The sequence below is a fragment of the Halomonas sp. SS10-MC5 genome (assembly GCF_015992245.1).
GTDB lineage: Bacteria > Pseudomonadota > Gammaproteobacteria > Pseudomonadales > Halomonadaceae > Halomonas > Halomonas sulfidoxydans.
Genome location: NZ_CP065435.1, coordinates 492260 through 517606 on the forward strand (window position 1 = coordinate 492260; position 25347 = coordinate 517606).

24 protein-coding genes are annotated in these 25347 nt (G+C 66.1%); 16 read left to right on the plus strand and 8 right to left on the minus strand.

Annotation, left to right across the window (positions count from 1 at the left end):
• Positions 1-69: 69 nt before the first annotated feature.
• Both I4484_RS02275 and I4484_RS02280 read left to right on the plus strand, forming a co-directional pair.
• Complete coding sequence (locus I4484_RS02275; RefSeq protein WP_197449429.1) at positions 70-687, plus strand: TetR/AcrR family transcriptional regulator; 618 nt, start codon at positions 70-72, stop codon at positions 685-687.
• On the plus strand, positions 684-1406 hold the full coding sequence (locus I4484_RS02280; RefSeq protein WP_197449430.1) for a 1-acyl-sn-glycerol-3-phosphate acyltransferase: 723 nt from the start codon (positions 684-686) through the stop codon (positions 1404-1406). The genes I4484_RS02275 and I4484_RS02280 overlap by 4 nt, the downstream gene beginning before the upstream one ends.
• Here the strand turns inward: I4484_RS02280 and I4484_RS02285 are convergent, their stop codons facing one another.
• The gene (locus I4484_RS02285; RefSeq protein ID WP_197449431.1) at positions 1407-2693 is read right to left on the minus strand and encodes an HlyC/CorC family transporter; all 1287 of its coding nucleotides are present in this window, start codon (positions 2691-2693) and stop codon (positions 1407-1409) included.
• 75 nt (positions 2694-2768) lie between these two features.
• Positions 2769-3569, minus strand: a complete 801-nt coding sequence (gene ccsA / locus I4484_RS02290) for an inner membrane protein YpjD (RefSeq protein WP_197449432.1) — start codon at positions 3567-3569, stop codon at positions 2769-2771.
• A gap of 264 nt (positions 3570-3833) precedes the next feature.
• Between ccsA and ffh the strand changes: the two genes are divergently transcribed.
• The 11 genes from ffh (at position 3834) to I4484_RS02345 (ending at position 14961) form a co-directional block, all read left to right on the plus strand.
• A complete protein-coding gene (gene ffh, locus I4484_RS02295; RefSeq protein ID WP_197449433.1) occupies positions 3834-5243 on the plus strand; it encodes a signal recognition particle protein in 1410 nt (469 codons plus the stop codon).
• A 261-nt stretch (positions 5244-5504) separates the two neighbouring features.
• Entirely contained in the window at positions 5505-5753 is a 249-nt protein-coding gene (gene rpsP / locus I4484_RS02300; RefSeq protein ID WP_197449434.1) for a 30S ribosomal protein S16, read from the plus strand.
• Positions 5754-5776: 23 nt separating this feature from the next.
• The gene (gene rimM / locus I4484_RS02305; protein ID WP_197449435.1) at positions 5777-6334 is read left to right on the plus strand and encodes a ribosome maturation factor RimM; all 558 of its coding nucleotides are present in this window, start codon (positions 5777-5779) and stop codon (positions 6332-6334) included.
• A 38-nt stretch (positions 6335-6372) separates the two neighbouring features.
• Complete coding sequence (gene trmD, locus I4484_RS02310; RefSeq protein ID WP_197449436.1) at positions 6373-7134, plus strand: tRNA (guanosine(37)-N1)-methyltransferase TrmD; 762 nt, start codon at positions 6373-6375, stop codon at positions 7132-7134.
• Positions 7135-7285: 151 nt separating this feature from the next.
• The gene (gene rplS, locus I4484_RS02315; protein WP_111412830.1) at positions 7286-7642 is read left to right on the plus strand and encodes a 50S ribosomal protein L19; all 357 of its coding nucleotides are present in this window, start codon (positions 7286-7288) and stop codon (positions 7640-7642) included.
• A 106-nt stretch (positions 7643-7748) separates the two neighbouring features.
• A complete protein-coding gene (gene xerD, locus I4484_RS02320; protein WP_197450894.1) occupies positions 7749-8630 on the plus strand; it encodes a site-specific tyrosine recombinase XerD in 882 nt (293 codons plus the stop codon).
• Between the two features lie 3 nt (positions 8631-8633).
• On the plus strand, positions 8634-9386 hold the full coding sequence (locus I4484_RS02325) for a DsbC family protein (protein WP_197449437.1): 753 nt from the start codon (positions 8634-8636) through the stop codon (positions 9384-9386).
• A gap of 87 nt (positions 9387-9473) precedes the next feature.
• On the plus strand, positions 9474-10790 hold the full coding sequence (locus I4484_RS02330; protein WP_197449438.1) for a homoserine dehydrogenase: 1317 nt from the start codon (positions 9474-9476) through the stop codon (positions 10788-10790).
• Positions 10791-10794: 4 nt separating this feature from the next.
• Complete coding sequence (gene thrC, locus I4484_RS02335) at positions 10795-12183, plus strand: threonine synthase (protein WP_197449439.1); 1389 nt, start codon at positions 10795-10797, stop codon at positions 12181-12183.
• A gap of 251 nt (positions 12184-12434) precedes the next feature.
• Positions 12435-14240 carry a DHH family phosphoesterase gene (locus tag I4484_RS02340; protein WP_197449440.1) on the plus strand — a complete coding sequence of 602 codons (1806 nt, stop codon included), beginning with the start codon at positions 12435-12437 and terminating at the stop codon, positions 14238-14240.
• Positions 14241-14343: 103 nt separating this feature from the next.
• On the plus strand, positions 14344-14961 hold the full coding sequence (locus I4484_RS02345) for a YitT family protein (RefSeq protein ID WP_197449441.1): 618 nt from the start codon (positions 14344-14346) through the stop codon (positions 14959-14961).
• On the opposite strand, the gene I4484_RS02350 is transcribed toward I4484_RS02345, so the two are convergent.
• Positions 14958-15377 (minus strand): VOC family protein, encoded by a 420-nt coding sequence (locus I4484_RS02350; protein ID WP_197449442.1) that lies wholly within the window; start codon positions 15375-15377, stop codon positions 14958-14960. The genes I4484_RS02345 and I4484_RS02350 overlap by 4 nt on opposite strands.
• A 281-nt stretch (positions 15378-15658) precedes the next feature.
• On the opposite strand from I4484_RS02350, the gene I4484_RS02355 reads away from it, so the two are divergent.
• Positions 15659-17020 (plus strand): OmpP1/FadL family transporter, encoded by a 1362-nt coding sequence (locus tag I4484_RS02355; protein WP_197449443.1) that lies wholly within the window; start codon positions 15659-15661, stop codon positions 17018-17020.
• 68 nt (positions 17021-17088) lie between these two features.
• Here the strand turns inward: I4484_RS02355 and I4484_RS02360 are convergent, their stop codons facing one another.
• Genes I4484_RS02360 through I4484_RS02375 form a run of 5 tightly spaced genes read right to left on the minus strand, consistent with a single transcriptional unit; the run spans position 17089 to position 22163 of the window.
• A complete protein-coding gene (locus I4484_RS02360; RefSeq protein WP_197449444.1) occupies positions 17089-18699 on the minus strand; it encodes an ABC transporter ATP-binding protein in 1611 nt (536 codons plus the stop codon).
• A gap of 11 nt (positions 18700-18710) precedes the next feature.
• The gene (locus I4484_RS02365) at positions 18711-19607 is read right to left on the minus strand and encodes an ABC transporter permease (RefSeq protein WP_197449445.1); all 897 of its coding nucleotides are present in this window, start codon (positions 19605-19607) and stop codon (positions 18711-18713) included.
• Positions 19597-20523 carry an oligopeptide ABC transporter permease OppB gene (gene oppB / locus I4484_RS02370; RefSeq protein ID WP_197449446.1) on the minus strand — a complete coding sequence of 309 codons (927 nt, stop codon included), beginning with the start codon at positions 20521-20523 and terminating at the stop codon, positions 19597-19599. Before oppB ends, I4484_RS02365 begins: the two co-directional genes overlap by 11 nt.
• A gap of 53 nt (positions 20524-20576) precedes the next feature.
• Entirely contained in the window at positions 20577-20825 is a 249-nt protein-coding gene (locus I4484_RS20820; RefSeq protein ID WP_234283630.1) for a hypothetical protein, read from the minus strand.
• Between the two features lie 6 nt (positions 20826-20831).
• Positions 20832-22163 (minus strand): peptide ABC transporter substrate-binding protein, encoded by a 1332-nt coding sequence (locus tag I4484_RS02375; protein ID WP_234283629.1) that lies wholly within the window; start codon positions 22161-22163, stop codon positions 20832-20834.
• Between the two features lie 252 nt (positions 22164-22415).
• On the opposite strand from I4484_RS02375, the gene prfB reads away from it, so the two are divergent.
• Positions 22416-23514, plus strand: a protein-coding gene (prfB, locus tag I4484_RS02380; protein WP_197449447.1) for a peptide chain release factor 2 whose coding sequence is annotated in 2 segments (ribosomal slippage) — positions 22416-22490 and positions 22492-23514 — 1098 coding nt in all. Because the reading frame shifts where the segments join, the coding sequence is not laid out codon by codon here.
• Between the two features lie 161 nt (positions 23515-23675).
• A complete protein-coding gene (lysS, locus tag I4484_RS02385; RefSeq protein ID WP_197449448.1) occupies positions 23676-25226 on the plus strand; it encodes a lysine--tRNA ligase in 1551 nt (516 codons plus the stop codon).
• Positions 25227-25347: the final 121 nt, after the last annotated feature.

The following is a 25347-nucleotide window of genomic DNA, read 5'->3' on the forward strand; positions in this document are numbered from 1 at the left end:
GTGCGCTATCCTAAGCTACCGGGCGACGTCCTGTCGCCCCGCGATGTACCACCTCCTGCGAGGAACTCGATGGCTCGTCCCCGACAGCATGCGCCCGAAGCACTTCATGCCCAGGTCATGGCCGCCTGCGATGACTGGCTGCAGGGCAACCCTGTGCATGCGCTCTCGCTGCGCGCGCTGGCGCGCGAGGTGGGCTGTGCGCCGAGTACGCTGCTCAAGCTCTACGGCAGCTTCGGCAACCTGCTGCAGCATGTGAACATCGAGACCCTGGCACGCCTGCGCACGGTCATCGAGCCGTTGACCCAGGGGGCGGAGCCTGAAAGGCAGATGCGCGCACTGGCGCTGGCCTACTGGCAGTTCGCCCAGCGCGAGCCGTTCCGCTGGCAACTGCTGTTCGATTATCCGCTGGCTCAGGAGGGTGAACTCGACCAGCGTCAATCCGACATGATCGAGGCCCTGTTCCTGCGTGTCGAGACGAGCCTCAAGGAGTACCAGCCGGCACTTGGCGACCTGGAGGCGAGGCGTCTCGGGCGCACCCTGTGGGGTAGCGTGCATGGCCTGGTGCAACTGGGCCTCAACGAGCGCCTGGGCTACTGGCAGGGGCAGCAGCTCGAAGTGCCGGAGCTGCTCGACCAACTGCTCTCCACTATCCTCGCCGGCCTGAGACACAGGTCCGATATCGCGTGAAGCTGGCGTTGTACGGGCTGGTCGGCTCCCTGCTGGTGTTGGGCGGCTGGCGCGTGGCGCGCTCACCGCGACCGCTCATCCGCTTTCTCATCTACCTGCTGGTTCGCTGCTGCTATCGGTTGCGCCTGCGCGGTCGCAACGCCATCCCGGCCAAGGGAGCGGCGGTGGTGGTGTGCAATCATGTCAGCTTCATGGATGCGCTGGTCATGGGCGGGGCCAGCCCGCGCCCGCTGCGCTTCCTCATGGACCGGCCGATCTACGAGTCGCCCTGGCTCAACTGGCTGTTCCGCCTGGTGGGGGCGATTCCCGTGGAATCCGACCGGCGCGACCCCGGCAGCGTACGTCGCGCGCTGGAGGAGGTCAGCCGGGCGCTGCGCGGCGGCGAGGTGGTGATGCTCTTTCCCGAGGGGCGATTGACCCCGAATGGCGAGGTGCAGGCTTTCCGCCGAGGGCTCGAGACGATCCTGGCGCGCGACCCGGTGCCGGTGATCCCGGCCGGCCTGTCCGGCCTGTGGGGCTCGTGGACCTCGCATCGCGATGGCCCGGCGCTATCCAAGCGGCCGCGGCGTTTCCGTGCCAGGGTGGCGCTCTACTTCGGCAAGCCGATTCCCCCCAGGCTGGCACGGCGCGAGCTGCTCGAGGCGCGGGTGCGGGGGCTCAAGGCCGAGGCCGACGCCTGGGCCTGTCCGCACGAGGTCTCCCCGTTGCGGCGAGGCTGATCACGTCTGGCGCTGGCGGCCGCTGCGCACCACCTGCCAGCAGCGCGCCGAGGTGATCAAGTTGTCACGGACTTCGAGAATTTCCATGCGTACGCTGCCGATCTGCAGGCAGGCGGGACCGTCGGGGAAGGCTTCCAGGTGTTCCAGGATCAGGCCGTTGAGGGTCTTGGGGCCGTCGGTGGGCAGCTTCCAGCCCAGGGCGCGGTTGATGTCGCGGATGTTGGCGGTGCCGTCGATCACATGGCTGCCGTCGTCCTGGCGATGGATCTCCTGATCCTGGCCGGCCACGTCGGTGGTGAACTCGCCGACGATCTCCTCAAGGATGTCCTCCAGCGTGACCAGCCCCTCCACGTCGCCGTATTCGTCGACCACGATGCCAATGCGGCGCTTCTGCTTCTGGAAGTTGAGCAATTGGGTGTGCAGCGGCGTCGATTCGGGAATGAAATAGGGCTCGCGCGCCTCCTGCACGATGGAGGCCTTGGTCACCTCGTCGCGCGACAGGAAGCGCGCCGCGTTGCGCAGGTGCAGCATGCCGATGATGTTGTTGATGTCGCCCTTGAACACCGGCAGTCGGGTGTGCTGGCTGGTGCGGATCTGGGCCAGGATGGCCTCCAGCTCGTCGTCGAGGTCGATCCCCACCACCTCGTGGCGCGGTACCATGATGTCGTTGACCGTGACGTTCTCGAGGTCGAGGATCGACAGCAGCATGGCCTGGTGGCGGTGGGGGATCAGCGTTCCCGCCTCGTGCACCACGGTGCGCAGCTCGTCGCGGGTCAGGCTGTCGGCGCCGCCCTCGAGGCTCTTGATCCCGATCAGCCTGAGCAGCCCGTTGGAGATGGCGTTGACCAGCCACACCAGCGGATAGAGCAGCTTCAGCAGGGGCTCGAGTATCAGCGATGAGGGGTAGGCGACGCGTTCGGGCTTGATCGCGGCATAGGTCTTGGGGCTGACCTCGGCGAAGATGAGGATCACGATGGTCAGGATCAGCGGGGCGATCGCCGGCCCGGTGACCTCGCCGAAGAAGTGAATGGCGAGCACGGTGGCGATGGCGGCCGCCAGGTTGTTGACCAGGTTGTTGCCGATCAGAATCACGCCGATCAGGCGATCCGGGCGTGCCAGCAGGCGCAGGACCCGGCGCGCCCGGCTATCGCCGCTGCTGGCCTCATGGTTCAGCCGGTAGCGGTTGATCGACATCATGCCGGTCTCGGAGCTCGAGAAGAATGCAGAAAGGCAGATGAGCAGAAAAAGCAGGCCGAACAGCAATCCCAAAGGGAAGTCGTCGCTCAAGGTCGTAGGATCCTCGCTGGCGTGTCAGCCCCGTTTGTAGGGATTCGGCCTTTCAGTGTCAAGGCGACTTCCTGCTCAGGCGCGGTTGAGGACGACTTCCAGCACGAACTTGCTGCCGAAATAGGCCAGCAACAGTACGGCGCAGCCGCCCAGCGTCCAGCGTACCGCGCGCATCCCGCGCCAGCCCAGTATGTGGTGGCTGATCAGCAGGATGGCGAAGATCACCCAGGCGGCGAGCGACAGAATCGTCTTGTGGGCCAGGTGCTGGGCGAACATGCTGTCGACGAAGACGAAGCCACTGACGATCGACAGGGTGAGCAGCGCCATGCCCGCCCAGATCAGCTCGAACAGCACCCGTTCCATGGTGGTCAGCGGGGGCAGGACCTGCACCACCCCGCGGGTGTGATGATGGCGCAGGGCCTGGTTCTGCAGGCCGAGCAGGACGGCCTGGCAGGCGGCAATGAACAGGATGCCGAAGGCCAGCGCCGAACTCATGGCGTGCAGGGCGATGCCCGGCGTCATGCCGCCGGTGCGCTCGGGGCTCGGCAGGCCGACCGCCAGCAGCAGCGCCAGGCCCGACACCGGAAACAGGGCCACGGCCACGCTCAGTACCGGCTTGGCCAGGCTCACGCTGAGCAGCAGGATGACCATCACGGCGGTCAGCACCACGGCGCTGGTCGAGAGCCCGGGCATGAGGCCGGGGCTCTGGTCGAGCAGCCCGAAGGCCACGGGAAGGTGGAACAGCAGGCCCAGCAGGCCCAGGGCGCGGACCAGGGCAGGGCGCTGCGGCACACGTCGAAGCAGCGTGAGCCCTTGCCAGGAAGCCGCGCCCAGGTAGAGGATAAAGGCCATGATGGCCAGAGGAAGCGCCTGCATCAGTGTCGTCCGTGCGCCGTCACCAGCGTCTATTCATCTCGTGTGGATGGTGTCTGCCGAGGCCACTATACCCAATCCTCGCTGCGGCGCACAGCTGTGGCGCGTGGCGGCATGCATGGAGACTGTCCGTCGCAGGGCGTATAATGCCGCCCAGATTCTTCAACCGCTTTAATCAGGCTGTTTCCTTGCCTCACAATGGATGTGGCGCTTCGCCGCGGCCTTACGCAATGCGGTAACCCGACAGCCTGACAGCCGGAGTGGCTTATGTTCCAGAACCTCAGCGAGCGGCTCTCCCAGACGCTCAAGTCGATCAAGGGCCAGGCGCGCCTGACCGAGGACAACATCAAGGACACGCTGCGCGAAGTGCGCCGCGCGCTGCTCGAGGCCGACGTCGCCCTGCCAGTGGTCAAGGACTTCATCGAACGGGTGCGGGCGCGCGCCGTGGGGCAGGAGGTATCGAAGAGCCTCTCGCCGGGCCAGCAGTTCGTCAAGATCGTCCAGCAGGAACTCGAGGCGACCATGGGCGAGGCCAACGAGGGACTCTCGCTCAAGGGGTCGCCCGCGGTGGTGCTCATGGCCGGCCTGCAGGGCGCGGGCAAGACCACCTCGGTCGCCAAGCTGGCGCGCTACCTGCGCGAGCGCGAGAAGAAGAAGGTGCTGGTGGTTTCCGCCGACGTCTATCGCCCGGCGGCCATCGACCAGCTCGAGACGCTTGCCGGCGAAGTCGGCGTCGACTTCTTCCCCTCCCGGAGCGACCAGCGGCCGGTGGCCATCGCCGAGGCGGCGATCAAGCACGCCAGGATCCAGTTCCACGACGTGGTGATCGTCGACACCGCCGGCCGCCTGGCGATCGACGACGCCATGATGGCCGAGATCGCCGAGCTGCACCGCGCCTGCCAGCCGCAGGAAACCCTGTTCGTGGTCGACGCCATGACCGGCCAGGACGCCGCCAACACGGCCAAGGCGTTCCACGAGGCGCTGCCGCTGACCGGGGTGATCCTGACCAAGGCCGACGGCGATGCCCGCGGCGGTGCCGCGCTGTCGGTGCGTCACATCACCGGCAAGCCGATCAAGTTCATGGGCGTGGGCGAGAAGGTCGACGCGCTGGAGCCCTTCCACCCGGATCGGGTGGCCTCGCGCATCCTCGGCATGGGCGACATGCTGTCGCTGATCGAGGAGGCCGAGCGCACGGTCGACAAGAAGAAGGCCGAGCAGCTGGCCAAGAAGGTCAAGAAGGGCGAGGGCTTCGACCTCGAGGACTTCCGCGACCAGCTCCAGCAGCTCAAGAAGATGGGTGGCATGGGCGGTCTGCTCGGCAAGCTGCCGGGCATGGGCCAGATGGCCGAGCTGGCCCAGGGGCCGGGGCCTGAGAAGGAACTGGGCAAGCTCGAGGCGCTGATCAACTCGATGACGCCTCAGGAGCGGCGCAAGCCCGACATCATCAACGGCTCGCGCAAGCGGCGCATCGCCGCCGGCGCCGGCCTGCAGGTGCCCGACCTCAACCGCCTGCTCAAGCAGCACAAGCAGATGCAGAAGATGATGAAGAAAGCGGGCAAGAAGGGGGGCATGCAGAAGATGATGCGCGGCATGTCCGGCATGATGGGCGGCGGCGGGCCGGGTGGCCCCGGCGGCATGGGCGGCATGGGTGGCCCCGGCGGCTTCCCCTGGCGATAGCCATGGGGCGGCTGCGCCTGTGAGGCTCGAGAAAAGGGTTTCAAAGCGGGGCTGATTTCCGTAGAATGCTGCGTCTTCATGGCAGGACCGTGGCTCTGCCCGGCTGCACGCTTGTAACGAAGCGCTTGTAAAGAAGTGACCGAATGACGCGAAAGCGGGTCCACGGACCCGCTTTCCTGGCAGATGCCGAGAACCCCGGCCGTTCGCCGGGGCCGGCGCATCGGTATTAAACGTAACCTCAACCGAAGGACAGTTAACGCCATGGTTACCATTCGTCTGGCACGTGGTGGCGCCAAGAAGCGTCCCTTCTACCACCTGACCGTGACCGATTCACGCAACTCCCGCGACGGCCGTTTCATCGAGCGTCTGGGCTTCTTCAACCCGATCGCCCGCGGTCAGGAAGAGCGTCTGCGCGTCGATCTGGACCGCGTCGCTCACTGGCAGGAGCAGGGCGCCCAGCTGTCCGATCGCGTGGCCGAGCTGGTCAAGGAAGCTCGCAAGCAGGCCTGAGCCTGCCGTGCAGCGGTGACCCCATGAGCGAGCAGGCCGTACGCAGCGAACGCGACGACCACGTGGTGCTGGGCAAGCTGACCAGTCCCTACGGCGTCAAGGGGTGGCTCAAGGTCTACTCTCACACCAGCCCGATGGATGGCATCCTCGAGTATCCCGAGTGGGTGCTCCGGCAGGATGGTACGCTGACGCGCCATCGGCTGCTGCAGGGTCGGCGCCATGGCAAGGGCCTGGTGGCGCTGCTGGAGGGCATCGATTCGCGTGAGGCCGCCGAGCGCGCCGCCGGCGCCGAGGTCCTGCTGTCCAAGGCGGAGCTGCCCGAGCTGGACGGCGACGAGTACTACTGGCACCAGCTCGAAGGGCTCACGGTCGTGACCCGCGAGGGCATGGTGCTGGGTCGCGTCGCCTACCTGTTCGAGACCGGCGCCAACGACGTGCTGGTCGTCAGGGGCGATCCGCAGGACGTGCCGCCGGCGATCGACGATCGCGAGCGCCTGCTGCCCTTCCTGCCCGAGGAGGTGATCGTCGAGGTGGACCTGACGGGCGGCGTCATGACCGTCGCCTGGGATCCGGACTTTTGACTGTCGAGGCGAATGCCGGGCCGAGCGAGTCGCCAGGCATGTGGGTCGGCGTCGTGTCGCTGTTTCCCGAGATGTTCGAGGCCATCACCCGGCACGGCGTCACCGGGCGGGCGGTCAGCCAGGGGCGAATTGCGCTGGAGTTCTGGAACCCGCGCGACTACGCCAGCGACCGTCATCGCACCGTGGACGATCGGCCTTATGGCGGCGGCCCGGGCATGCTGATGAAGGTCGACACCCTGCGCGCGGCCATCCACGCCGCCCGAGAGCGCGCCGGTGAGGCCACGGGGCGGCGCCCCAGGGTCATCTACCTGTCGCCCCAGGGACGGCGGCTCGATCAGCAGGGCGTGCACGAGCTGGCGTCCGGCCCCCCGCTGGTGGTGGTGGCCGGGCGCTACGAAGGCATCGATGAGCGCATCGTCGAGAGCGACATCGATGAGGAATGGTCGATCGGCGACTATGTGCTCAGCGGCGGCGAGCTGCCGGCCATGGTGCTGATCGACGCCGCGGCAAGGCTGGTCCCTGGCGTGCTCGGGCACCAGGACTCCGCGGTCGAGGACTCCTTCAACGAAGGGTTGCTGGATTGCCCCCACTATACGCGCCCCGAGGAGATCGACGGGCGGCGGGTGCCGGAGGTGCTGCTCAGCGGCCATCATGGCGAGATCCGGCGCTGGCGCTTGAAGCAGTCGCTGGGGCGGACCTGGCTGAGGCGTCCCGACCTGCTCGAGGGCAGGTCGTTGAGCGACGAGCAGCGCAAGTTGCTCGAGGAGTTCATCGAAGAATACGCCTCGTCTGACAAGTAGGTCGGGGCGGAGGTGCAGGGCACTCTCCTGGCGAGGAGCGGTGGATCTGCGTCACCCATCATCTCCCGCGCTCTCGAGCCAGGCTCGGGCGCCGGGATCACGCACCGTCCGTGCAATCGAGGTCGGTGCCGAACATCGAGGAGTTTATGTCATGAGCAGCAAGAACAAGGTGATCCAGGCGCTCGAAGCCGAGCAGATGAGCAAGCAGGTGCCGGAATTCGCCCCGGGCGATACCGTCGTCGTGCAGGTGAAGGTCAAGGAAGGCAACCGCGAGCGTCTGCAGGCCTTCGAAGGCGTGGTGATCGGCAAGCGCAACCGCGGCCTGAACTCTGCCTTCACCGTGCGCAAGATCTCCCACGGCGTCGGTGTCGAGCGTACCTTCCAGACCTACAGCCCGCTGGTCGATTCCATCGAGGTCAAGCGTCGCGGCGACGTGCGCCAGGCCAAGCTGTACTATCTCCGTGAGCGCAGTGGCAAGTCGGCGCGTATCAAGGAAAAGCTCTCCTGATCCAGGTTGGCTGACGGCGCTTGCGCCATCGCGAAGCCCCGCCACCGCTCACGCGGGGCGGGGCTTCGTCGTATCGGGCGATGACATGACACACGATACCCGCTCCCTGGCCCTGATCGAGAGCTTCCTCGACGCCCTGTGGCTGGAACGCGGGGCGAGCGAGCATACCCTGGCGGCCTATCGCCGCGACCTCGAGGCCTGGGCCGCGCGGCTGGACGAGGCGGGTGATGCGCTGCTCGCCCCGGGCGAGGCGCTGCTGCCGGCCTGGCTCGACGAGCGCCGCGCCGCCGGCTACCAGTTGCGCAGCAACGCCAGGCTGCTCTCCAGCCTGCGCGGCTTTTACCGCTGGGCGCTGGCCGAGGGTCGTATCGGGCGCGATCCGCTGGCCGAAGTGCGCCTGCCGCGGGTGCGGCCTAACCTGCCCGACACCCTCGACGAGGACGAGGTGGAGCGTCTGCTGGCCGCGCCGGATCTCACGACCGATCTCGGCCTGCGTGACCGCGCCATGCTCGAAGTGCTCTACGGCTGCGGTCTGCGCGTGTCGGAGCTGGTAGGGCTCAGGGTGGATGCCCTCAACCTGCGTCAGGGCGTGGTACGGGTGCGTGGCAAGGGCGACAAGGATCGGCTGGTCCCGCTGGGGGAAGAGGCCGTACACTGGCTGACGCGCTACCTGCGCAGCGCCCGTGGCGCGCTGATGGCCGACGTGACGCGGCCGGCGCTGTTTCCCGGACGTGGCGACAACTGCATGACGCGCCAGACCTTCTGGCACCGGATCAAGGCCCATGCGCGTACCGCCGGTATCACCCGGCCGCTGTCGCCGCATACGCTGCGGCATGCATTCGCCACGCATCTGTTGAATCATGGGGCCAACCTGCGTGTCGTACAGCTGCTGCTCGGTCACAGCGACCTGTCGACCACGCAGATCTATACCCACGTGGCACAGGCTCGACTCGAAGCCCTGCATGCCGATCATCATCCTCGAGGCTGAATCATGATTGAGTTCATTCACCGTCCTGCCGGCGCCCTGTTTGCCCTGGTCCTTCCTCTGGCAGCACTCCTGCCCGGCGCCGCCCTGGCCGATGGTGCCGAGCGGCTTGCCGAGCGCCTCAAGGTCAACGGCCAGCCGATGCCCGTGGCCAGCGTGCACGAGACCCCCCTGGAGGGTTTCTACCAGGTGCGCCTGGAAACCGGCGAGGCATTCTACAGCGACGCCGAAGGCAACTACTTCCTGGTCGGCGATCTCTACGAGAACGGCGAGAATGGGCTGACCAACCTGACTGAGCAGTCGCGCAACGTCGAGCGCGCCGAGCGGCTCGCCCAGGTGCCCGAGAGCGAGCGAGTGGTCTTCCGCGGCACCGCTGACAGCCGCGCCGAGCTGGTGGTGTTCACCGACACCACCTGCCCTTACTGCCGTCAGCTCCACGAGGAGGTGCCGACGCTCAACGAGATGGGCATCGAGGTACACTACCTGGCCTTTCCCCGTGCCGGCATGAACTCCCAGGGGGCGCGTATCCTCGAGCAGGTCTGGTGTGCCGACAACCGCAGCGAGGCCATGAACGCCGGCAAGCGCCAGGAGACGCTGTCGGGCAGCGGCGACTGCGACAATCCGGTCGAGGAACAGTATCATCTGGGCATGGCGTTGGGCGTCCAGGGCACGCCGGCCATCGTGCTGCCCGACGGGCAGCTGGTGCCGGGCTACGTGCCCGCCGAGCGCCTGGCCGAGATGCTTGGCCTGGCAGAGTAGTAGTCAGGGTGACAAGCGCCGGCAGCTCAAGCACTGCCGGCCGCAATCAGAACGCTGGACATTGGACACCATCAGGGGAGCAGGACATTGAAACCGGTGAGAGTGGGAATCTGTGGTCTGGGTACCGTCGGCGGCGGCACCTTCAACGTACTGACGCGCAACGCCGACGAGATCGCGCGGCGGGCCGGCCGCCCGATCATCATCGAACAGGTGGCCCTGCGTAGCACCAACCCGGAGTGCGACCTCACCGGTATCAAGACCACCAACGACGTGTTCGAGGTGGCCCGTAACCCCGACATCGACGTGCTGGTCGAGGTGCTGGGTGGCTATGACGTGCCCCGCGAGCTGGTGCTCACCGCCATCGCCAACGGCAAGCACGTGGTCACCGCCAACAAGGCGCTGATTGCCGTGCACGGCAACGAGATCTTCCAGGCCGCCCATGAGCAGGGGGTGATCGTGGCGTTCGAGGCCGCCGTGGCCGGTGGCATTCCGGTGATCAAGTCGCTGCGCGAGGGGCTCGGTGCCAATCGCATCGAGTGGGTCGCCGGCATCATCAACGGCACCGGCAACTACATCCTCACCCACATGCGCAGCGAAGGCCGCGCCTTCGAGGATGTGCTCGCCGAGGCACAGGCGCTGGGCTATGCCGAGGCCGATCCCACCTTCGACGTCGAGGGTATCGATGCCGCCCACAAGCTGACCATCCTGGCCTCCATCGCCTACGGTGTGCCGCTGCAGTTCGAGAAGGCCTACACCGAGGGCATTTCCCGGGTCACCGCCGAGGACGTCGAGCAGGCCGACAACCTGGGCTACACCATCAAGCACCTGGGGATTTCCAAGCGCACCGAGGCGGGGCTGGAGCTGCGCGTGCACCCGACCCTGATCCCCAAGGAGCGGCTGCTGGCCAACGTGCACGGGGTCAAGAACGCCATCGCCATCATGGGCGACGCCGTAGGGCCGACGCTCTACTACGGCGCCGGCGCCGGCTCCGAGCCCACCGCCTCGGCGGTAGTCGCCGACCTGCTCGACGTGGCCCGCGACATCGCCACCGACCACCACTACCGCGTGCCCTACCTGGCCTTCAGCGGCATCGGCGAGGACGAAGGCAACCTGCCGATCCTGCCCATGGAGGACATCGTCACCGCCTATTACCTGAGGCTGCTGGCGGTGGATCGTCCCGGGGTACTGGCACGGGTGGCCACCATCCTTTCCGAGCAGGGCATCTCCATCGAGGCGCTGATTCAGAAGGAGGCCACCGAAGGCGAGCTGGTGCCGATCATTCTGCTGACCCACAGCTGCCGCGAGAAGCACATGAACGAGGCGATCCGCCAGATCGAGTCGATGGCCGACATCGCCGGACCGGTAACACGCATTCGCGTCGAGTCGCTGGACGAGCAGGAGTAAGGGCATGCGTTATATCAGTACCCGCGGGCAGGCGCCTGCGCTCTCCTTCGAAGAGGTCGTGCTGACCGGCATGGCCAGCGACGGCGGCCTCTACGTGCCGGAGACCATCCCGCAGCTCTCCCGTGAAGAACTCGCCGGCATGGCCGGGCTCTCCTACGCCGAGATCGCCTTCCGCGTGATGAAGCCCTACGTCAACGGCGAGATCGACGACGAGACCCTCCGCGGCATCGTGCGCGACGCCTACGCCACCTTCAGTCACGACGCGGTGGTGCCGCTCAACCAGCTCGACGCCAACCACTTCCTGCTCGAGCTGTTCCACGGCCCCACGCTGGCGTTCAAGGACGTCGCCCTGCAGCTGCTCGGCCGTATCCTCGACCACTTCCTGGCCAAGCGCGGCGAGCGGGCGGTGATCATGGGCGCCACTTCCGGCGACACCGGCTCGGCGGCGATCGAAGGCTGTCGCCACTGCGACAACCTCGACATCTTCATCCTCCATCCCCATAACCGGGTCTCCGAGGTGCAGCGTCGCCAGATGACCTCGGTGCTGGCGAACAACGTCTTCAACATCGCCATCGAGGGCAACTTCGACGACGCCCAGGCGATGGTCAAGGCGAGCTTCGCCGACCAGGGCTTCCTCGACGGCACGCGCCTGGTGGCGGTGAACTCGATCAACTGGGCGCGCATCATGGCCCAGATCGTCTATTACGTGGCCGCCGGCGTGGCGCTGGGGGCGCCGCATCGTCAGGTCAGCTTCTGCGTGCCCTCGGCCAACTTCGGCAACGTCTTCGCCGGCTACATGGCCTATCGCATGGGGCTGCCGGTCAAGCAGTTCATCATCGCCACCAATGCCAACGACATCCTGCACCGGACCATCGCCGCCAACGACTTCTCCAAGCAGGAGCTCAAGGCGACCCTGGCGCCCTCCATGGACATCGTGGTGTCGTCCAACTTCGAGCGCTTGCTGTTCGAGGCCTACGAGCGTGACGGTGCCGCCGTGGCGGCGCTGCTCGAGCGCTTCCAGCAGGAGCCCACTGCCCTGGCGGATGCCCCCCTGGCCCGGCTGCGTAAGCTTTTCTCGAGCCACAGCGTCGACGATGCCACCATCCTCGAGGTGATCCGCGAGGCGCACCACCGCACCAAGGAAGTGCTCGACCCCCACACCGCCACTGGCTACCGCGCCGCCGAGCGGGCCCGGGCCGACGCCGAGACGCCGATGATCACCCTGGCCACGGCCCACCCGGCCAAGTTCGCCGAGGCGGTGGTCAAGGCGGGCTTCCCCGGCGTGCCGCTGCCGCCGCACATGGACGACCTGCTCGAACGTGAGGAGCGCTATACCGTGCTGCCGGCGGAGCTGGCGAAGGTGCAGGCGTTCGTGGCCGAAAACCGGCGCTAGAATGGAAGGCCGAAGCTAAGGCGAGGGCGCTGGGGAAAGGCCTCGGGAAGCCTCTATGCCGCTGGCGCCAGATGCCCGCTCAGGGCTGATCCGGCGACAGGCCTACGAGGGGGTGCTGTGAACCCTTCCCTGGGCGCTACTTTTGCCATCCATGGCAAAAGGCCCCCTCTTCGGCTTGTCCTCGGCGCCCTTCGCTCGGCACGCCGTTTCCATCGCCTTGTACCATCGGATGCGAACCAGAGGAGCCACGCTTGGACGTGACCGCGCCGCCCGACCTGCACGCCCGACTCAAGCCGCGACTGTTGCCGCGTCCGCGCAACGACGCACTCTACGCCCGCGCCCGCGCCGAGGGGCTGAGCGAGCTGCAGGCCCGCGTGCTGGCCGGCCGCCTGGCCGACTACGAAGGCGAACTGGCACCGCTGACCCAGCCCAGCCTGCGCTACCTCGAACACCCGGAGCGCCTGGCCGACGGCCGCCGCGCCGCCGAGCGCATCGCCACCGCCGTGGCCGAGGGCGAACACATCGGCATCCTCACCGACTACGACGTCGATGGCATCACCTCCCACGTGGTGATCCGGCGCACCCTGGTGGAACTCTTCGGCGTGCCGGAGTCGCGCCTGCACAGCCTGATCGGTCACCGCATCCACGACGGCTACGGCATCAGCCTGCCGCTGGTGGAGCGCACGCTCGGGCTCTCGCCGCGGCCGACGCTGGTGATCACCGCCGACTGCGGCAGCTCCGACGAACCGCGCATCGCCCGGCTCAAGGCGGAAGGCATCGACGTGGTGGTGAGCGACCATCACGCCTTGCCTATCGAGGGGCCTCCGCCCTCGGCTCATGCCGTGGTCAATCCCACGCGCAGCGACTGCCGGTATCCCGACCGTACTATCGCCGGCTGCATGGTCGCCTGGCTGGTCATGTCGCTCACGCGCAGCGTACTGATCGAATGGGGCGTGATCCCCGAGGCGACGCCCAAGCTCTCCGCCTGGCTCTCCTACGTGGCGCTGGGCACCGTGGCCGACTGCGTGTCGCTGGGGGCGAGCCCGGCCAATCGCGCGGTGGTCAGCCACGGCCTGGCGCTGATCAACCGCATGGAGGCGGCCTGCTGGCGCGCCATGGCCACGCGCCTGGGCGAGGACAGCGTGCCGTTTTCCGCCGAGACGCTGGCCTTCCAGATGGGGCCGCGCATCAACGCCCGTTCCCGCCTCGACGACCCCTACGCGGCATTGCACTTCATGCTGGCGGCGGACGATGCCACCGCGATACGCCATTTGCAGACGCTGGACGAGGACAACCAGTCGCGCAAGGTGATCGAAGCGGAGATGGTCGAGGAGGCGCGCACCCTGGCCCTGCCCCAGATCGAGGCCGATCTGCCGGCGCTGGTGGTCTACCTCGAAAGCGGACATCCCGGCGTGCAGGGCATCGTTGCCTCGCGGCTGGTGCAGGCCTTCGGACGCCCCGCGCTGGTGCTGACGCCGGCCGCGGCGCCCGGCATGCTCACCGGCTCGGGGCGCTCCATCGAGGCGCTGCACCTGCGCGACGCCTTGCAGCGCGCCCATGAGCTGGCGCCCGAGGCGCTGCCGCGCTTCGGTGGCCATCGCGGGGCGGCCGGGGTCGGCGTGCCGGTGGAGCGGTTCGAGGCTTTCCGTGTCGCCTTTCTGCAGGCCGTAGGCGAGCAGCTGGTCGGGCTCGAGCTGTTTCCCCAAGTGTTCACCGACGGGACGCTCATGCCCGAGCAGTTCCGGCTGTCCACGCTGCTCGAGCTGGAGGCGCTGGGCCCCTACGGGCGCGAGTTCGACGCGCCGCTATTCGAAGGGGAGTTCCTGGTGGAGTCGCTGCGTTCGGTGGGGGCCGATGGCACTCATCTGTCGATGACGCTGTCGGCCGGTGCGGCGAGTCTCAAGGCGATCTGGTTTCGTGCCCTCACGCCGGGAGAATTGCCCGCCTTTGGTCTGGGTGACAGGCTGCGCTGCGCCTATCGGCTCAACCGCAACCGCTGGCGGGGGCAGGAGTCGCTGCAGCTGATGATCGAACATGCCGAGCCGCGTCGCGGTTGAAGCGTGCCTCGCGTACAGGTGAGTGAGATCAATGATTTCCCTGGCCCGACCCGCTAGAATCCGGGCCGTTCGGGCGCGATGCCCGCCTCCCAAGGAATCGTGAATGGATCCACAAGATCTCCCCACCGATCCCCATCGCCCCTACGAGGACGTGATGGCGATGCTGGTGGGCACGCTGTTCGTCGCCCTCGGCGTCGCCTTCTATACCCAGGCGCTGCTGCTCACCGGCAGTACCGCCGGCATGGCCTTCCTGCTGCAGTACGCCAGCGGCTGGCGCTTCGGGGTATGGTTCTTCCTGATCAACCTGCCGTTCTACTACCTGGCGGTGAAGCGCATGGGCTGGTCGTTCACCCTGCGCACCTTCGTCGCCATCGCCCTGGTGTCGCTGTTCTCCGAGCTGACCGGCCAGTGGGTCGCCTTCGACAGCCTGAACCCGCTCTACGCCTCGCTGATGGGTGGTAGCCTGATCGGCATCGGCATGCTGGTGCTGTTTCGCCACCGCACCAGCCTCGGTGGTATCAACATCCTGGCGCTCTACCTGCAGGGCCGCTACGGCCTGCGTGCCGGCTACGTGCAGCTCGGCATCGACGGGCTGATCATGCTCGCCGCTTTCCTGGTGCTGCCGCCGGAGCGGGTCTGGCTCTCGGTGCTCGGCGCCGTGGCGCTGAACCTGATCATTGCCCTTAACCACAAGCCCGGCCGCTATATGGGGGTTTCCTAATAATTAGGCCAGACGCCGGGCGTCGCTAGCTCGATCAGGTGGCCGTCGGGATCGCGAAAATAGAGGCTTTCGCCGCCGCGAGGCCAATGGGTGCGGCCCTCGATCGCGATGCCGTGGTCGTCGAGCTGGCGCTCCCAGGCGGGTAGTTCGCGGGCCGAGACGGCAAAGGCGAGATGCACCCGCCCCTTGCCATCGTGGGGCGGAATGGTGCCCATGTCGTGGGGCAGCACCACGGTCTCCAGCGTCTCGCCCTGCAGGAACAGCAGCAGCACCGAGCCGGCGCCGGCGTCGTAGGCGGTGAATCGGTGGTCGGCGTTGAAGGGCTCGAGACCCATCACGCCTTCGAAGAAGACCCGCGCCCGATCCATGTCGTCGACGTAGAGCGCGGTTTCGAGAACGCCGTTGAGCTTGGGCATGGCGTTTTCTCCTGCAACCATAATGTTTTCAGCTTAGCAGGCGCTGTTCGTTCGCCAGCGACGCTCACTTGCAGGGTAGGCGTGTTGCTTCGCACAAGGGAAAAGTTCAACGGCTTACGCTGGAATAGAACTAAAGGATGAGGATTTCTCGTATTAAAACGAACGTTTGGCCTTGATCCAAACGGATGTTTGGCGAAAACTGACCGGGTAGGGCACCGCTCCGGCGAGGGCGGAACTCATAAACAGCTCCAGCTCGCATCTGGATAGAGGACGTCGAGACCATGCAGAACAAGTTCAACAAGATCACCTGGGCCGTGGCCATCGCGGCTGCCGCTTTCACCAGCCAGGCCAACGCCGGCGGTTATCAGATCAACGAGCAGAGTGTCAGCGGCCAGGGCTATGGCCACGCGGGTCGGAGCTCCAACGTCAACGACGCCACCATCGTGTTCGGCAACCCGGCGGGCATGTCCTTCCTCGACCGCGCGCAGCTGACCGCCGGCGGGACCTATCTGAACGTCAACAGCGAGGTTAGCAACGTAGAAGCAAACCGAACCCTAGATGGGGCTGCGCTTCCGCCGGCTATGGGAGTACCGGCTGGAATACAGGTACCTGTAGGTGAAATTCCAGGAGGCAACGACGGGGATATGGTGCCGGGCAAACTGATTCCCTTCGCTTTCTATGCGCATCCCGTCAATGAGCGGCTGGCCTTCGGTTTTGGTGTGTATGCTCCCTTTGGTTCCATGACAGATTACGAGGACGATTTTCAAGGACGCTACTTCGGGGACTATACCGAAGTGCGTGTCGTCAGTGCCCAACCGACAGTGTCGTATCGTTTCAACGACCAGTGGTCCATCGGGGCCGGCATTACCTATAACCGGGTCGAAGGTGAACTTCGTCGGCAATTACCTTCCGAAGCAACCTTCAGTCCAGAGAACGATATCGACTCTCGCGTGGATGGAGATGATGACGGCTGGGGTTATAATCTTGGCGTGATCTATCAGCCGGTGCCCGAAACCACTCTAGGCCTAACCTATCGCTCCAAGGTCGAATATACACTTGAGGGCGATTTCCGCGCTTACGATCCGGCAGGAGAGGTGATCCGGGCTGATAATGCTCAACTGGACCTGATCACCCCAGAAACAGTCAATTTCTCGATCACTCAACAGATGAGCGACAGGCTCAAGCTCATGCTGGGCGCCTCTTGGACGCGTTGGAGTCGCTTCGATCAGATTCACGTGACCAACAATGAAGGTGAGACGATTACCCAAGAGACTCAGGATTACTCGAATGCCTGGGCCTATGGTGTTGGCGGCGAGTATCAGCTCAACCCCCAGTGGGTATTACGCGCTGGCGTTACGCTCGATTTTACACCGACAAGCGATGAGTACCGTAGTGTGCGGATTCCCTCCGACGATCGCCGCATCTTCTCAGTTGGCGCTGGCTGGACGCCTATGGAGAACCTGACTATTGATCTTGCTTACTCCTACCTGACCGAGCGAGGAACACAGATCGATCAGTCTCGTGATGATCTGCTGGATCCGGATGCAGGCGGCCCCACTCCTGCTCTGGGCGGTGCGACCTACACTGCCGACTACAAGAACGAAGCCCATGGCTTCGGTGCTCAGTTGACCTACCGCTTCTGATCGTATCGAAACTCTCCGAGGTTGATACTCCCCGGGCCCGGCACTGCCGGGCCTTGTGCGTTGGGCTGCTAGGCTGCCTCGGTGAGAAAAGCCGCATGTATTAGCTCGCGGGTATAGGCTTCGCGGGGGGAGCGGAACAGGGCCTCGGTCGCGCCCTGTTCGACCACCCGTCCCTCCTTCATCACCAGCACGGTATCGGCCAGCGCGCGCACCACGGCGAGATCGTGGCTGATGAACAGGTAGGTCAGGCCGTGGCGTTGCTGCAGCGTTCGCAGCAGCTCGATCACCGTGGCCTGCACTGAACGGTCGAGCGCCGAGGTCGGCTCGTCCAGCAGCAGGAAGCGCGGCTTGAGCACCAGCGCGCGGGCGATGGCGATGCGCTGGCGCTGGCCGCCGGAGAACTCGTGGGGGTAGCGCTGCCGCGTGGCAGGGTCCAGCGACACTTCCTGCAGCGCCTCGATCACTCGAGCGATGCGCTGCTGGCGGGTCAGCTCCGGATAGTGGACGCGCAGGCCTTCACTAACGATCTCGCCCACCGTCAGGCGTGGCGACAGCGAGCCGAAGGGGTCCTGGAACACCACTTGCATGCGCGAGCGCAGTGGGCGCAACGTGCTGCTGTCGAGGTGGGTCAGGTCGGTATCCTCGAAGCGCACGTCGCCCGAGCTCTGCAGCAATCTCAGCAGCGCCCGGCCCAGCGTCGACTTGCCGGAACCCGATTCGCCAACGATCCCCACCGTCTGGCCCTGGCGAATGGTGAGGTCGATGCCGCGCACCGCCTCGAAGTAGTCGCTGGGTCGGAACAGGCGCTTCTTGAGGGCGAAGCGCACCTTGAGGTCGCGAGCCTGCATGATCACCGGGGCGCTTTCCGCTACCGGCGCCTTGCGTCCGTGCGGCTCGGCGTCGATCAGCATGCGCGTGTAGTCGTGGCGGGGGGAGGCGAACAGCTCCCGGGTCGGGGCGCTTTCGACCACCTCGCCATGGCGCATCACGCAGACGCGGTCGGCGAAGTGCCGGACGATGCCCAGGTCGTGGGTGATGAACAGGATGGCCATGCCGTACTGCCGCTGCAGGTCTTTGAGCAGCGTCAGGATCTGCGCCTGGACGGTGACGTCCAGCGCCGTGGTGGGTTCATCGGCAATCAGCAGCCGCGGCTCACAGGCCAGCGCCATGGCGATCATCACGCGCTGACGCTGGCCGCCGGAGAGCTCATGGGGATAGCTCGACGCGCGCCGCTCCGGCTCGGGAAGGCCGACCTGCTCGAACAGTTCGATCACTCGCCGCTTCGCCGCCTGGCCGCGCAGCGTGGTGTGCTTGTCGAGCACCTCGCGCACCTGGTGTCCGATCCGTTGCAGCGGGTTCAGCGAGGTCATCGGCTCCTGGAAGATCATCGAGATCTCATTGCCGCGGATGTGTCGCATGCGCCGGAGGGGGACGTCGAGCAGTTCCTCCCGGCCCTGGCGACCGTGCCAGTGGATGGCGCCGCGGGTCGAGGCGAACTCCGGGAGCAGGCGCAGGATGGCCGTGGAGGAGACCGACTTGCCCGAGCCGGACTCCCCCACAAGCGCCAGGGTCTCGCCTTCGGCGAGAGAGAAACTCACCTCCTTGACCGCCGGCACCTTCCCGTGGGGCAGGGCGAAGTCGACCTGCAGGTGATCGAGCTCCAGTAATGGCTGAGACATGCAGGCCTCCTTTAGCGAGTGCGAGGGTCGAGGGCGTCACGCAGCCCGTCACCGAGAAAGTTCAGGCACAGCAGGGTGAGCGCAAGAAAGGTCGATGGCACCAGCAGCATCCAGGGGGCGCTCTGCATCATGTCCACGCCTTCACTGATCAGCACGCCCCAACTGGTCATCGGCTCCTGCACCCCGAGCCCCAGGAACGACAGGAAGCTCTCCAGCAGGATCACCTTGGGCACGGTGAGCGTGACGTAGACGATCACCGGACCGAGGGTGTTGGGAATCAGGTGGCGCGTGACGATGGTGCTCGATTTCACCCCCAGGGCGCGGGCGGCCTCGACGAACTCGCGGCGCTTGAGCGCCAGCGTCTGGCCGCGCACGATGCGCGACATGTCGAGCCATTCGACGGCACCGATGGCGGCGTAGATCAGCAGGATGTTGCGGCCGAACACCACCATCAGCAGGATCACCAGGAACATGAACGGCAGCGAGTACATGATGTCGACGAAGCGCATCATCAGGCTGTCGACGCGCCCCCCGAGGTAGCCGGCCACGGCGCCATAGAGCACGCCGATCACCAGCGAGACGAAGGTGGCCACCACGGCCACCGAGAGCGAGATCTGGCCGCCGAAGAGCGTTCGCGTGAGCAGGTCGCGACCGTTGGCATCGGTTCCTGCGTAATGGCCGTCGGCGAGGCTGGGCGGTGCGTTGAAGGCGGCCCAGTCCACTTCGTTGAGCCCCCAGGGCGTGAGCCAGGGCCCCGCCACGCAGGCAAGCGCGATCACGGTCAGCAGCACCAGGCTGACCATGGCGGCGTGGTTCTGCTTGAGGCGACGCCAGGCGTCTTTTCCCAGGCTAGCGCCCACCGGCAGGTCGCCGGCGCCCGGATGGGGGGTCGTTTGTTCAGTCGTCATAGCGGATCTGCGGGTCGAGTGCGGAGTAGAGGAGATCGACGATCAGGTTGAGCAGCACGATCAGGATGCCGTAGAACACCACCGTGCCCATCACCAGTGTGTAGTCCCGATTCAGCGCGGCCTGGACGAAGTAGCGGCCGATGCCGGGGATGCCGAAGATCTGCTCGATCACCACCGAGCCGGTGATGATCCCGGCGATGGCCGGCCCCAGGTACGAAATCACCGGCAGCAAGGAGGGGCGCAGCGCATGGCGCCAGATCACCTCGCGCTCCGTCAGGCCCTTGGCGCGGGCGGTGCGGATGTAGTGGCTGCCCAGCACCTCGATCATGCTGGCCCGGGTCATGCGGGCGATGTAGGCGATCTGCTGAATCGACAGCGCCACCACCGGCAGCACCATGTTGCGCCAGTGTCCGTCGTTCCAGCCGCCCACCGGCAGCCACGCCAGCAGCACGCCGAAGACCAAGGCGAGGATCGGCGCGATGACGAAGTTGGGAATGGCAACCCCCGCCAGTGCCGTGCCCATGACCAGGTAGTCGACGCTCGTGTTGCGTCGCAGCGCCGCCACGATGCCGAGCGGAAGCCCCAGCGCGATGGCCAGGGCGATGGCCCACAGGCCGAGCTCGAGGCTGACCGGAAACCCCTGCGCGATCAGCTCGGTGACGGTGAAATCCTTGTAGCGGAAGGAGGGGCCGAAATCGCCCTGCAGCAGGTTGCCCAGGTAGATCAGGTACTGCTTCCACACCGGCTGGTCGAGATGGTAGGCCGCGCGCAGGTTGGCCTCGATCTCCGCCGGCAGCTGGCGTTCGCCGTCGAACGGTCCTCCCGGCGCCAGGTGCATCAGGAAGAACGACAGGGTAATGACGATCAGCAGGGTGGGAATGGCCTGGAACAGGCGCTTGAAGACATAGAGCAGCATGGCATCCCCCGGCCCCGGTCGCCCGGGGCCTCGTCAGGCTTGATGGAGAAAAATCAATCTTCGAAGGAAACCCAGCGTGAGCGATGGATGTCTTCGATGTTGTTCTCCCAGCCTTGCAGGGCGGGGTTCACCAGATTGCGCGAGACGTAGTAGAAGATCGGCAAGGTAGCGTTGTCCTCGAGCGCCAGGCGCTCGGCTTCGGTCATGATCTCGCCGCGCCGGTCGAGCTCCTGGGTCTCGGCGGCCTCGCGCATCAGGGCATCGAACTCCTCGTTGGAGTAGGCCCCGTAGTTGTTGGCCACGCCGCTCTACAGCAGGCTGAGGAAGTTCTGGGCATCGTTGTAGTCGCCGATCCAGCCGGCACGGCCCACGTCGAACTTGCCCTGTCTGAGATCGGCATAGTGCACGGCGACCTCGGAGTTGAACAGGTCGACCTCGACGCCCAGTGGCTCCCACATGGCAGCGATGGCGATGGCCACCTTGCGATGGTCCTCGCTGGTGTTGTAGCGCAGGTTGAGCTGGAGCGGATTGTCGGGACTATAGCCCGCCTCTGTCATGAGTTCGCGGGCGCGTGCCATGCGCTCATCCAGGGACATATCGGCGAAATCGAGCGTCGCCGGTTCGTAATGGCTGACGCCGGGCGGAACGAAGCTGTAGGCCGGCTCCTCGCCCGTGCCCAGGATCTGCTCGGTGATCACTTCACGCCGCACGGCCAGGCTCAGGGCCTCGCGCACGCGCGGATCCGCCGTGGGATGACCCTCGCGGGAGTTGAGCACGTAGTAGTAGATCCCCAGGAAGGGGGCGGTGTGGGTCGCTTCGGGCAGGTTGTCCTGCAGCCAGCCGTACTGCTGGGTCGGGAACTCGCGCGCCACGTCGATCTCCCCGGCGCGGAAGCGGTTGAGGGCGGTGTTGCGCTCCTCGATGGGGAAGTAGATCACCTGATCGAGCGCGACGCTGTCGGCATCATGGAAGTGCTCGTTGCGTACCGCCTCGATGCGTGTCTGCGACTGCCAGCGCTGGACCTTGAACGGGCCGTTGGAGACCAGGTTGTCGGGCCGCGACCAGCGGTCGCCGTGCTCCTCCACCACGTGCTGGGGAACGGGATAGGCGGTGTAGTGGGAGAGCTGGTCGAGGAAATAGGGCGTCGAGCGCTCCAGGGTGATCTGCAGGGTATGGGCATCGAGCGCCTCGATGCCCAGCGTTTCGGGCTCCGCCTCGCCACCGTAGACCGCCTCGGCGTTCTTCACCGGATAGAGCAGATAGGCATAGTCGGCGGCGGTGGCGGGGTCTAGGATGCGGCGGAAGGCAAAGACGAAGTCCTCGGCGGTGACCGGCTCGCCATCCGACCAGCGGGCATCCTGGCGAAGCTGGAAGGTGTAGGCCGTGCCGTCCTCCGAGATCTCCCACGACTCGGCCACCCCGGGGATGCGCTCCCCATCGGCGGCTTCGGTGACCAGCCCCTCGAAGAGATCGCCCGCCACGTCGTTCTCCCAGGTGCCGCTGATCTTGTGGGGGTCGAGGGAGGCGGGCTCGCCCATGATGGCAATACGCAGCGTGTCGGCCTGAAGCGGCAGGGCGGCGAGGCTGGCCATGAGGGCGGCGGAGCGGAGCGCAGGGCGCAAGCGAGATGCGAGTTCCATCAGCGTGTTTCTCCTTGTATCTTGTTATTGGATGGTGATTCCACTGTCAATTCAGTGGATCTTAGTAGAATTAACCATGGCGGCAACGTGCGACTTTGTCCAGTCCGCTGATGGGACATCGCCGAGGGTCGCGGCGGGCGAGGATGCGTCGCAGCGCCGAGTTGGCTACAATAGTCGCCTTTTCCGCGCTGCCGGGGCGGGTCCATGGCCTGCCCGGCAGCCGTTCTCCAAGCGAACCAGGCGAGCGAGCCCATGCTGGAAACCAACCCCATTCACAATCTCATCAAGGACCTGGCCGAGCGGACAGACGTCCTGAGGGGGTATCTTTGACTATGCCGAACGCAAGGATCGGCTAGAGGAAGTCACCCGCGAGCTGGAAGACCCGGGCGTGTGGAACGACCCCGAGTACGCCCAGAAGCTGGGTAAGGAACGTGCCTCCCTCGAGGCCATCGTCGAGACCATCGACGAACTCGACCAGGGCCTGGCGGACAGCCGCGACCTGCTCGAGCTGGCCGAGATGGAAGAGGACGAAGACACCGTCGCCGAGGTGAAGAGGGAGCTCGATGGGCTCCAGGAGAGCCTGGCGAAGCTCGAGTTCCGGCGCATGTTCTCGGGCGAGATGGACGCCAACAACGCCTACCTCGACATCCAGGCCGGTTCCGGCGGCACCGAAGCCCAGGACTGGGCCAACATGCTGCTGCGCATGTACCTGCGCTGGTGCGAGCACCACGGCTTCAAGACCGAGATCACCGAGCTCTCCGCCGGTGAGGTGGCGGGCATCAAGTCGGCCACGATTCACGTGCAGGGCGACCACGCCTTCGGCTGGCTGCGTACGGAGACCGGCGTGCACCGCCTGGTGCGCAAGAGCCCGTTCGACTCCGGCGGCCGTCGCCACACGTCATTCGCCTCGGTGTTCCTGTCGCCGGAGATCGACGACAGCTTCGAGGTCGAGATCAACCCGGCGGATCTGCGCGTCGACACCTACCGCTCCAGCGGCGCGGGCGGTCAGCACGTCAACACCACCGATTCCGCGGTGCGTATCACCCACGAGCCCACCGGCATCGTGGTGGCCTGCCAGAGCCAGCGCAGCCAGCACGCCAACCGCGACTTCGCCATGAAGCAGCTCAAGGCGAAGCTGTGGGAGCACGAGATGGAGAAGCGCAATGCCGCCAAGCAGGAGGCGGAAGACTCCAAGGCCGATATCGGCTGGGGTAGCCAGATCCGCTCCTATGTGCTCGACGACCAGCGCATCAAGGACCTGCGGACCGGCGTGCAGACCAGCAACTGCGACCGGGTGCTGGACGGTGACCTGGACGCCTTCATCGAAGCCAGCTTGAAGCAGGGGCTATAGCCTGCTGCGCTTGCTGATACGGCGTTGCCCCTCAACTCGAGAGTCTCATTGACGACAGTCAGCTCCGTTCTCGCGTTGAGGGGCGCCTTGTCTCAGCTTCGCTCGCGCGGCGCTAGTCGCGTTTACAACACCGCATATTGTGACTGCTAACAGGTAGCGAGATGGCCAACCAGAGCTCCTCCCCGGAAAGCCCCCAGACCGACGAGAACCGTCTGATCGCCGAGCGTCGGGCCAAGCTGGCGGCGCGCCGCGAGCGCGCCGATGCCGCCGGCGGCAGCGCCTTCCCCAACGATTTTCGCCGCGATAGCCTGGCGGCCGACCTCGTGGCCGAGCTGGGTGAGAAGGACAAGGACGAGCTGGAGTCGCTGCACCGGCCGGCGGCAGTGGCCGGGCGCATCATGCGCAAGCGCGGCCCGTTCCTGGTGATCCAGGACCCCTCCGGCACGATCCAGCTCTACGTCGACAAGAAGGGGCTGGCGGAAGAGGTGCTGGAGGATATCAAGGGCTGGGACATCGGCGACATCGTGGCGGCCCGCGGCCCGGTGCACAAGTCGGGCAAGGGCGACCTCTACGTGATGATGGAGGAGGCCAGGCTCTTGACCAAGAGCCTGCGCCCGCTGCCGGACAAGTTCCATGGCCTGACCGACATGGAGGCGCGCTATCGCCAGCGCTACGTCGACCTGATCATGAACCCCGATTCGCGCAAGGTGTTCGAGACCCGCGCCGGGGTGATCAGCGCCATGCGCCGCTTCTTCGAGGAGCGCGGCTTCATGGAGGTCGAGACCCCCATGCTGCAGCCGATCCCCGGGGGCGCCACCGCGCGGCCCTTCATCACCCACCACAATGCGCTTGACATCGACATGTACCTGCGCATCGCTCCCGAGCTCTACCTCAAGCGCCTGGTGGTGGGCGGCTTCGAGAAGGTCTTCGAGATCAACCGCAACTTCCGCAACGAAGGGCTGTCGACGCGCCACAACCCCGAGTTCACCATGGTCGAGTTCTATCAGGCACACGCCAACCACCATGACCTGATGGACCTCACCGAGGAGATGCTGCGCGCCGTCGCGCTCAAGGTGCTGGGCACCACCACGGTGGTCAACACCGTGCGCAGCGCCGAGGGCGAAGTGCTCGAGACCTACGAATACGACTTCGGCAAGCCGCTCAGGCGCATCAGCGTGTTCGACTCGATCCTCGAGTTCAACCCGGACATTCACGCCGAAGCGCTGGCCGACGAGGCCGCCGCACGGCAGATCGCCGAGCGCCTGGACATCGACGTCAAGGATGGCTGGGGCCTGGGCAAGATCCAGATCGAGATCTTCGAGAAGACCGTCGAGCACCGCCTGAAGGACCCGACCTTCATCACCGACTACCCCACCGAGGTGAGCCCGCTGGCGCGGCGCAAGGACAGCGACCCGTTCGTCACCGAGCGCTTCGAGTTCTTCGTCGGCGGGCGAGAGATCGCCAACGGCTTCTCGGAGCTCAACGACGCCGAGGACCAGGCCGAGCGCTTCCGCGCCCAGGCGGCGGAGAAGGAGGCCGGCGACCTCGAGGCGATGTACTACGACGCCGACTACGTGCGCGCGCTGGAGTACGGCCTGCCGCCCACCGCCGGCGAGGGCATCGGCATCGACCGATTGGTGATGCTGTTCACCGACAGCGCCTCGATCCGGGATGTGTTGCTGTTCCCGGCCATGCGCCCTGAAGTTGAATGAAGGGGCTGCGCTTCGGCCCGGCAAGCTGCTGAAGCGACGGGGGACATGCCTTCGAGGAGGCGCGCCGAGCCCGTCCCTGGGAGCTACCGGCGCCATCCATGGCGCCGGACCTCCTCTCCGG

What these genes read in the sequence shown, in the direction of transcription:
- thrC (WP_197449439.1), top strand. Translation starts at nt 10,795, where the DNA reads ATGCGTTATATCAGTACCCGCGGGCAGGCGCCTGCGCTCTCCTTCGAA.
- I4484_RS02375 (WP_234283629.1), bottom strand. Translation starts at nt 22,163, where the DNA reads ATGGAACTCGCATCTCGCTTGCGCCCTGCGCTCCGCTCCGCCGCCCTC.
- I4484_RS02365 (WP_197449445.1), bottom strand. Translation starts at nt 19,607, where the DNA reads ATGACGACTGAACAAACGACCCCCCATCCGGGCGCCGGCGACCTGCCG.
- I4484_RS02355 (WP_197449443.1), top strand. Translation starts at nt 15,659, where the DNA reads ATGCAGAACAAGTTCAACAAGATCACCTGGGCCGTGGCCATCGCGGCT.
- ccsA (WP_197449432.1), bottom strand. Translation starts at nt 3,569, where the DNA reads ATGCAGGCGCTTCCTCTGGCCATCATGGCCTTTATCCTCTACCTGGGC.
- I4484_RS02275 (WP_197449429.1), top strand. Translation starts at nt 70, where the DNA reads ATGGCTCGTCCCCGACAGCATGCGCCCGAAGCACTTCATGCCCAGGTC.
- I4484_RS02360 (WP_197449444.1), bottom strand. Translation starts at nt 18,699, where the DNA reads ATGTCTCAGCCATTACTGGAGCTCGATCACCTGCAGGTCGACTTCGCC.
- rpsP (WP_197449434.1), top strand. Translation starts at nt 5,505, where the DNA reads ATGGTTACCATTCGTCTGGCACGTGGTGGCGCCAAGAAGCGTCCCTTC.
- ffh (WP_197449433.1), top strand. Translation starts at nt 3,834, where the DNA reads ATGTTCCAGAACCTCAGCGAGCGGCTCTCCCAGACGCTCAAGTCGATC.
- rimM (WP_197449435.1), top strand. Translation starts at nt 5,777, where the DNA reads ATGAGCGAGCAGGCCGTACGCAGCGAACGCGACGACCACGTGGTGCTG.
- I4484_RS02325 (WP_197449437.1), top strand. Translation starts at nt 8,634, where the DNA reads ATGATTGAGTTCATTCACCGTCCTGCCGGCGCCCTGTTTGCCCTGGTC.
- I4484_RS02350 (WP_197449442.1), bottom strand. Translation starts at nt 15,377, where the DNA reads ATGCCCAAGCTCAACGGCGTTCTCGAAACCGCGCTCTACGTCGACGAC.
- rplS (WP_111412830.1), top strand. Translation starts at nt 7,286, where the DNA reads ATGAGCAGCAAGAACAAGGTGATCCAGGCGCTCGAAGCCGAGCAGATG.
- oppB (WP_197449446.1), bottom strand. Translation starts at nt 20,523, where the DNA reads ATGCTGCTCTATGTCTTCAAGCGCCTGTTCCAGGCCATTCCCACCCTG.
- lysS (WP_197449448.1), top strand. Translation starts at nt 23,676, where the DNA reads ATGGCCAACCAGAGCTCCTCCCCGGAAAGCCCCCAGACCGACGAGAAC.
- I4484_RS02345 (WP_197449441.1), top strand. Translation starts at nt 14,344, where the DNA reads ATGGATCCACAAGATCTCCCCACCGATCCCCATCGCCCCTACGAGGAC.
- trmD (WP_197449436.1), top strand. Translation starts at nt 6,373, where the DNA reads ATGTGGGTCGGCGTCGTGTCGCTGTTTCCCGAGATGTTCGAGGCCATC.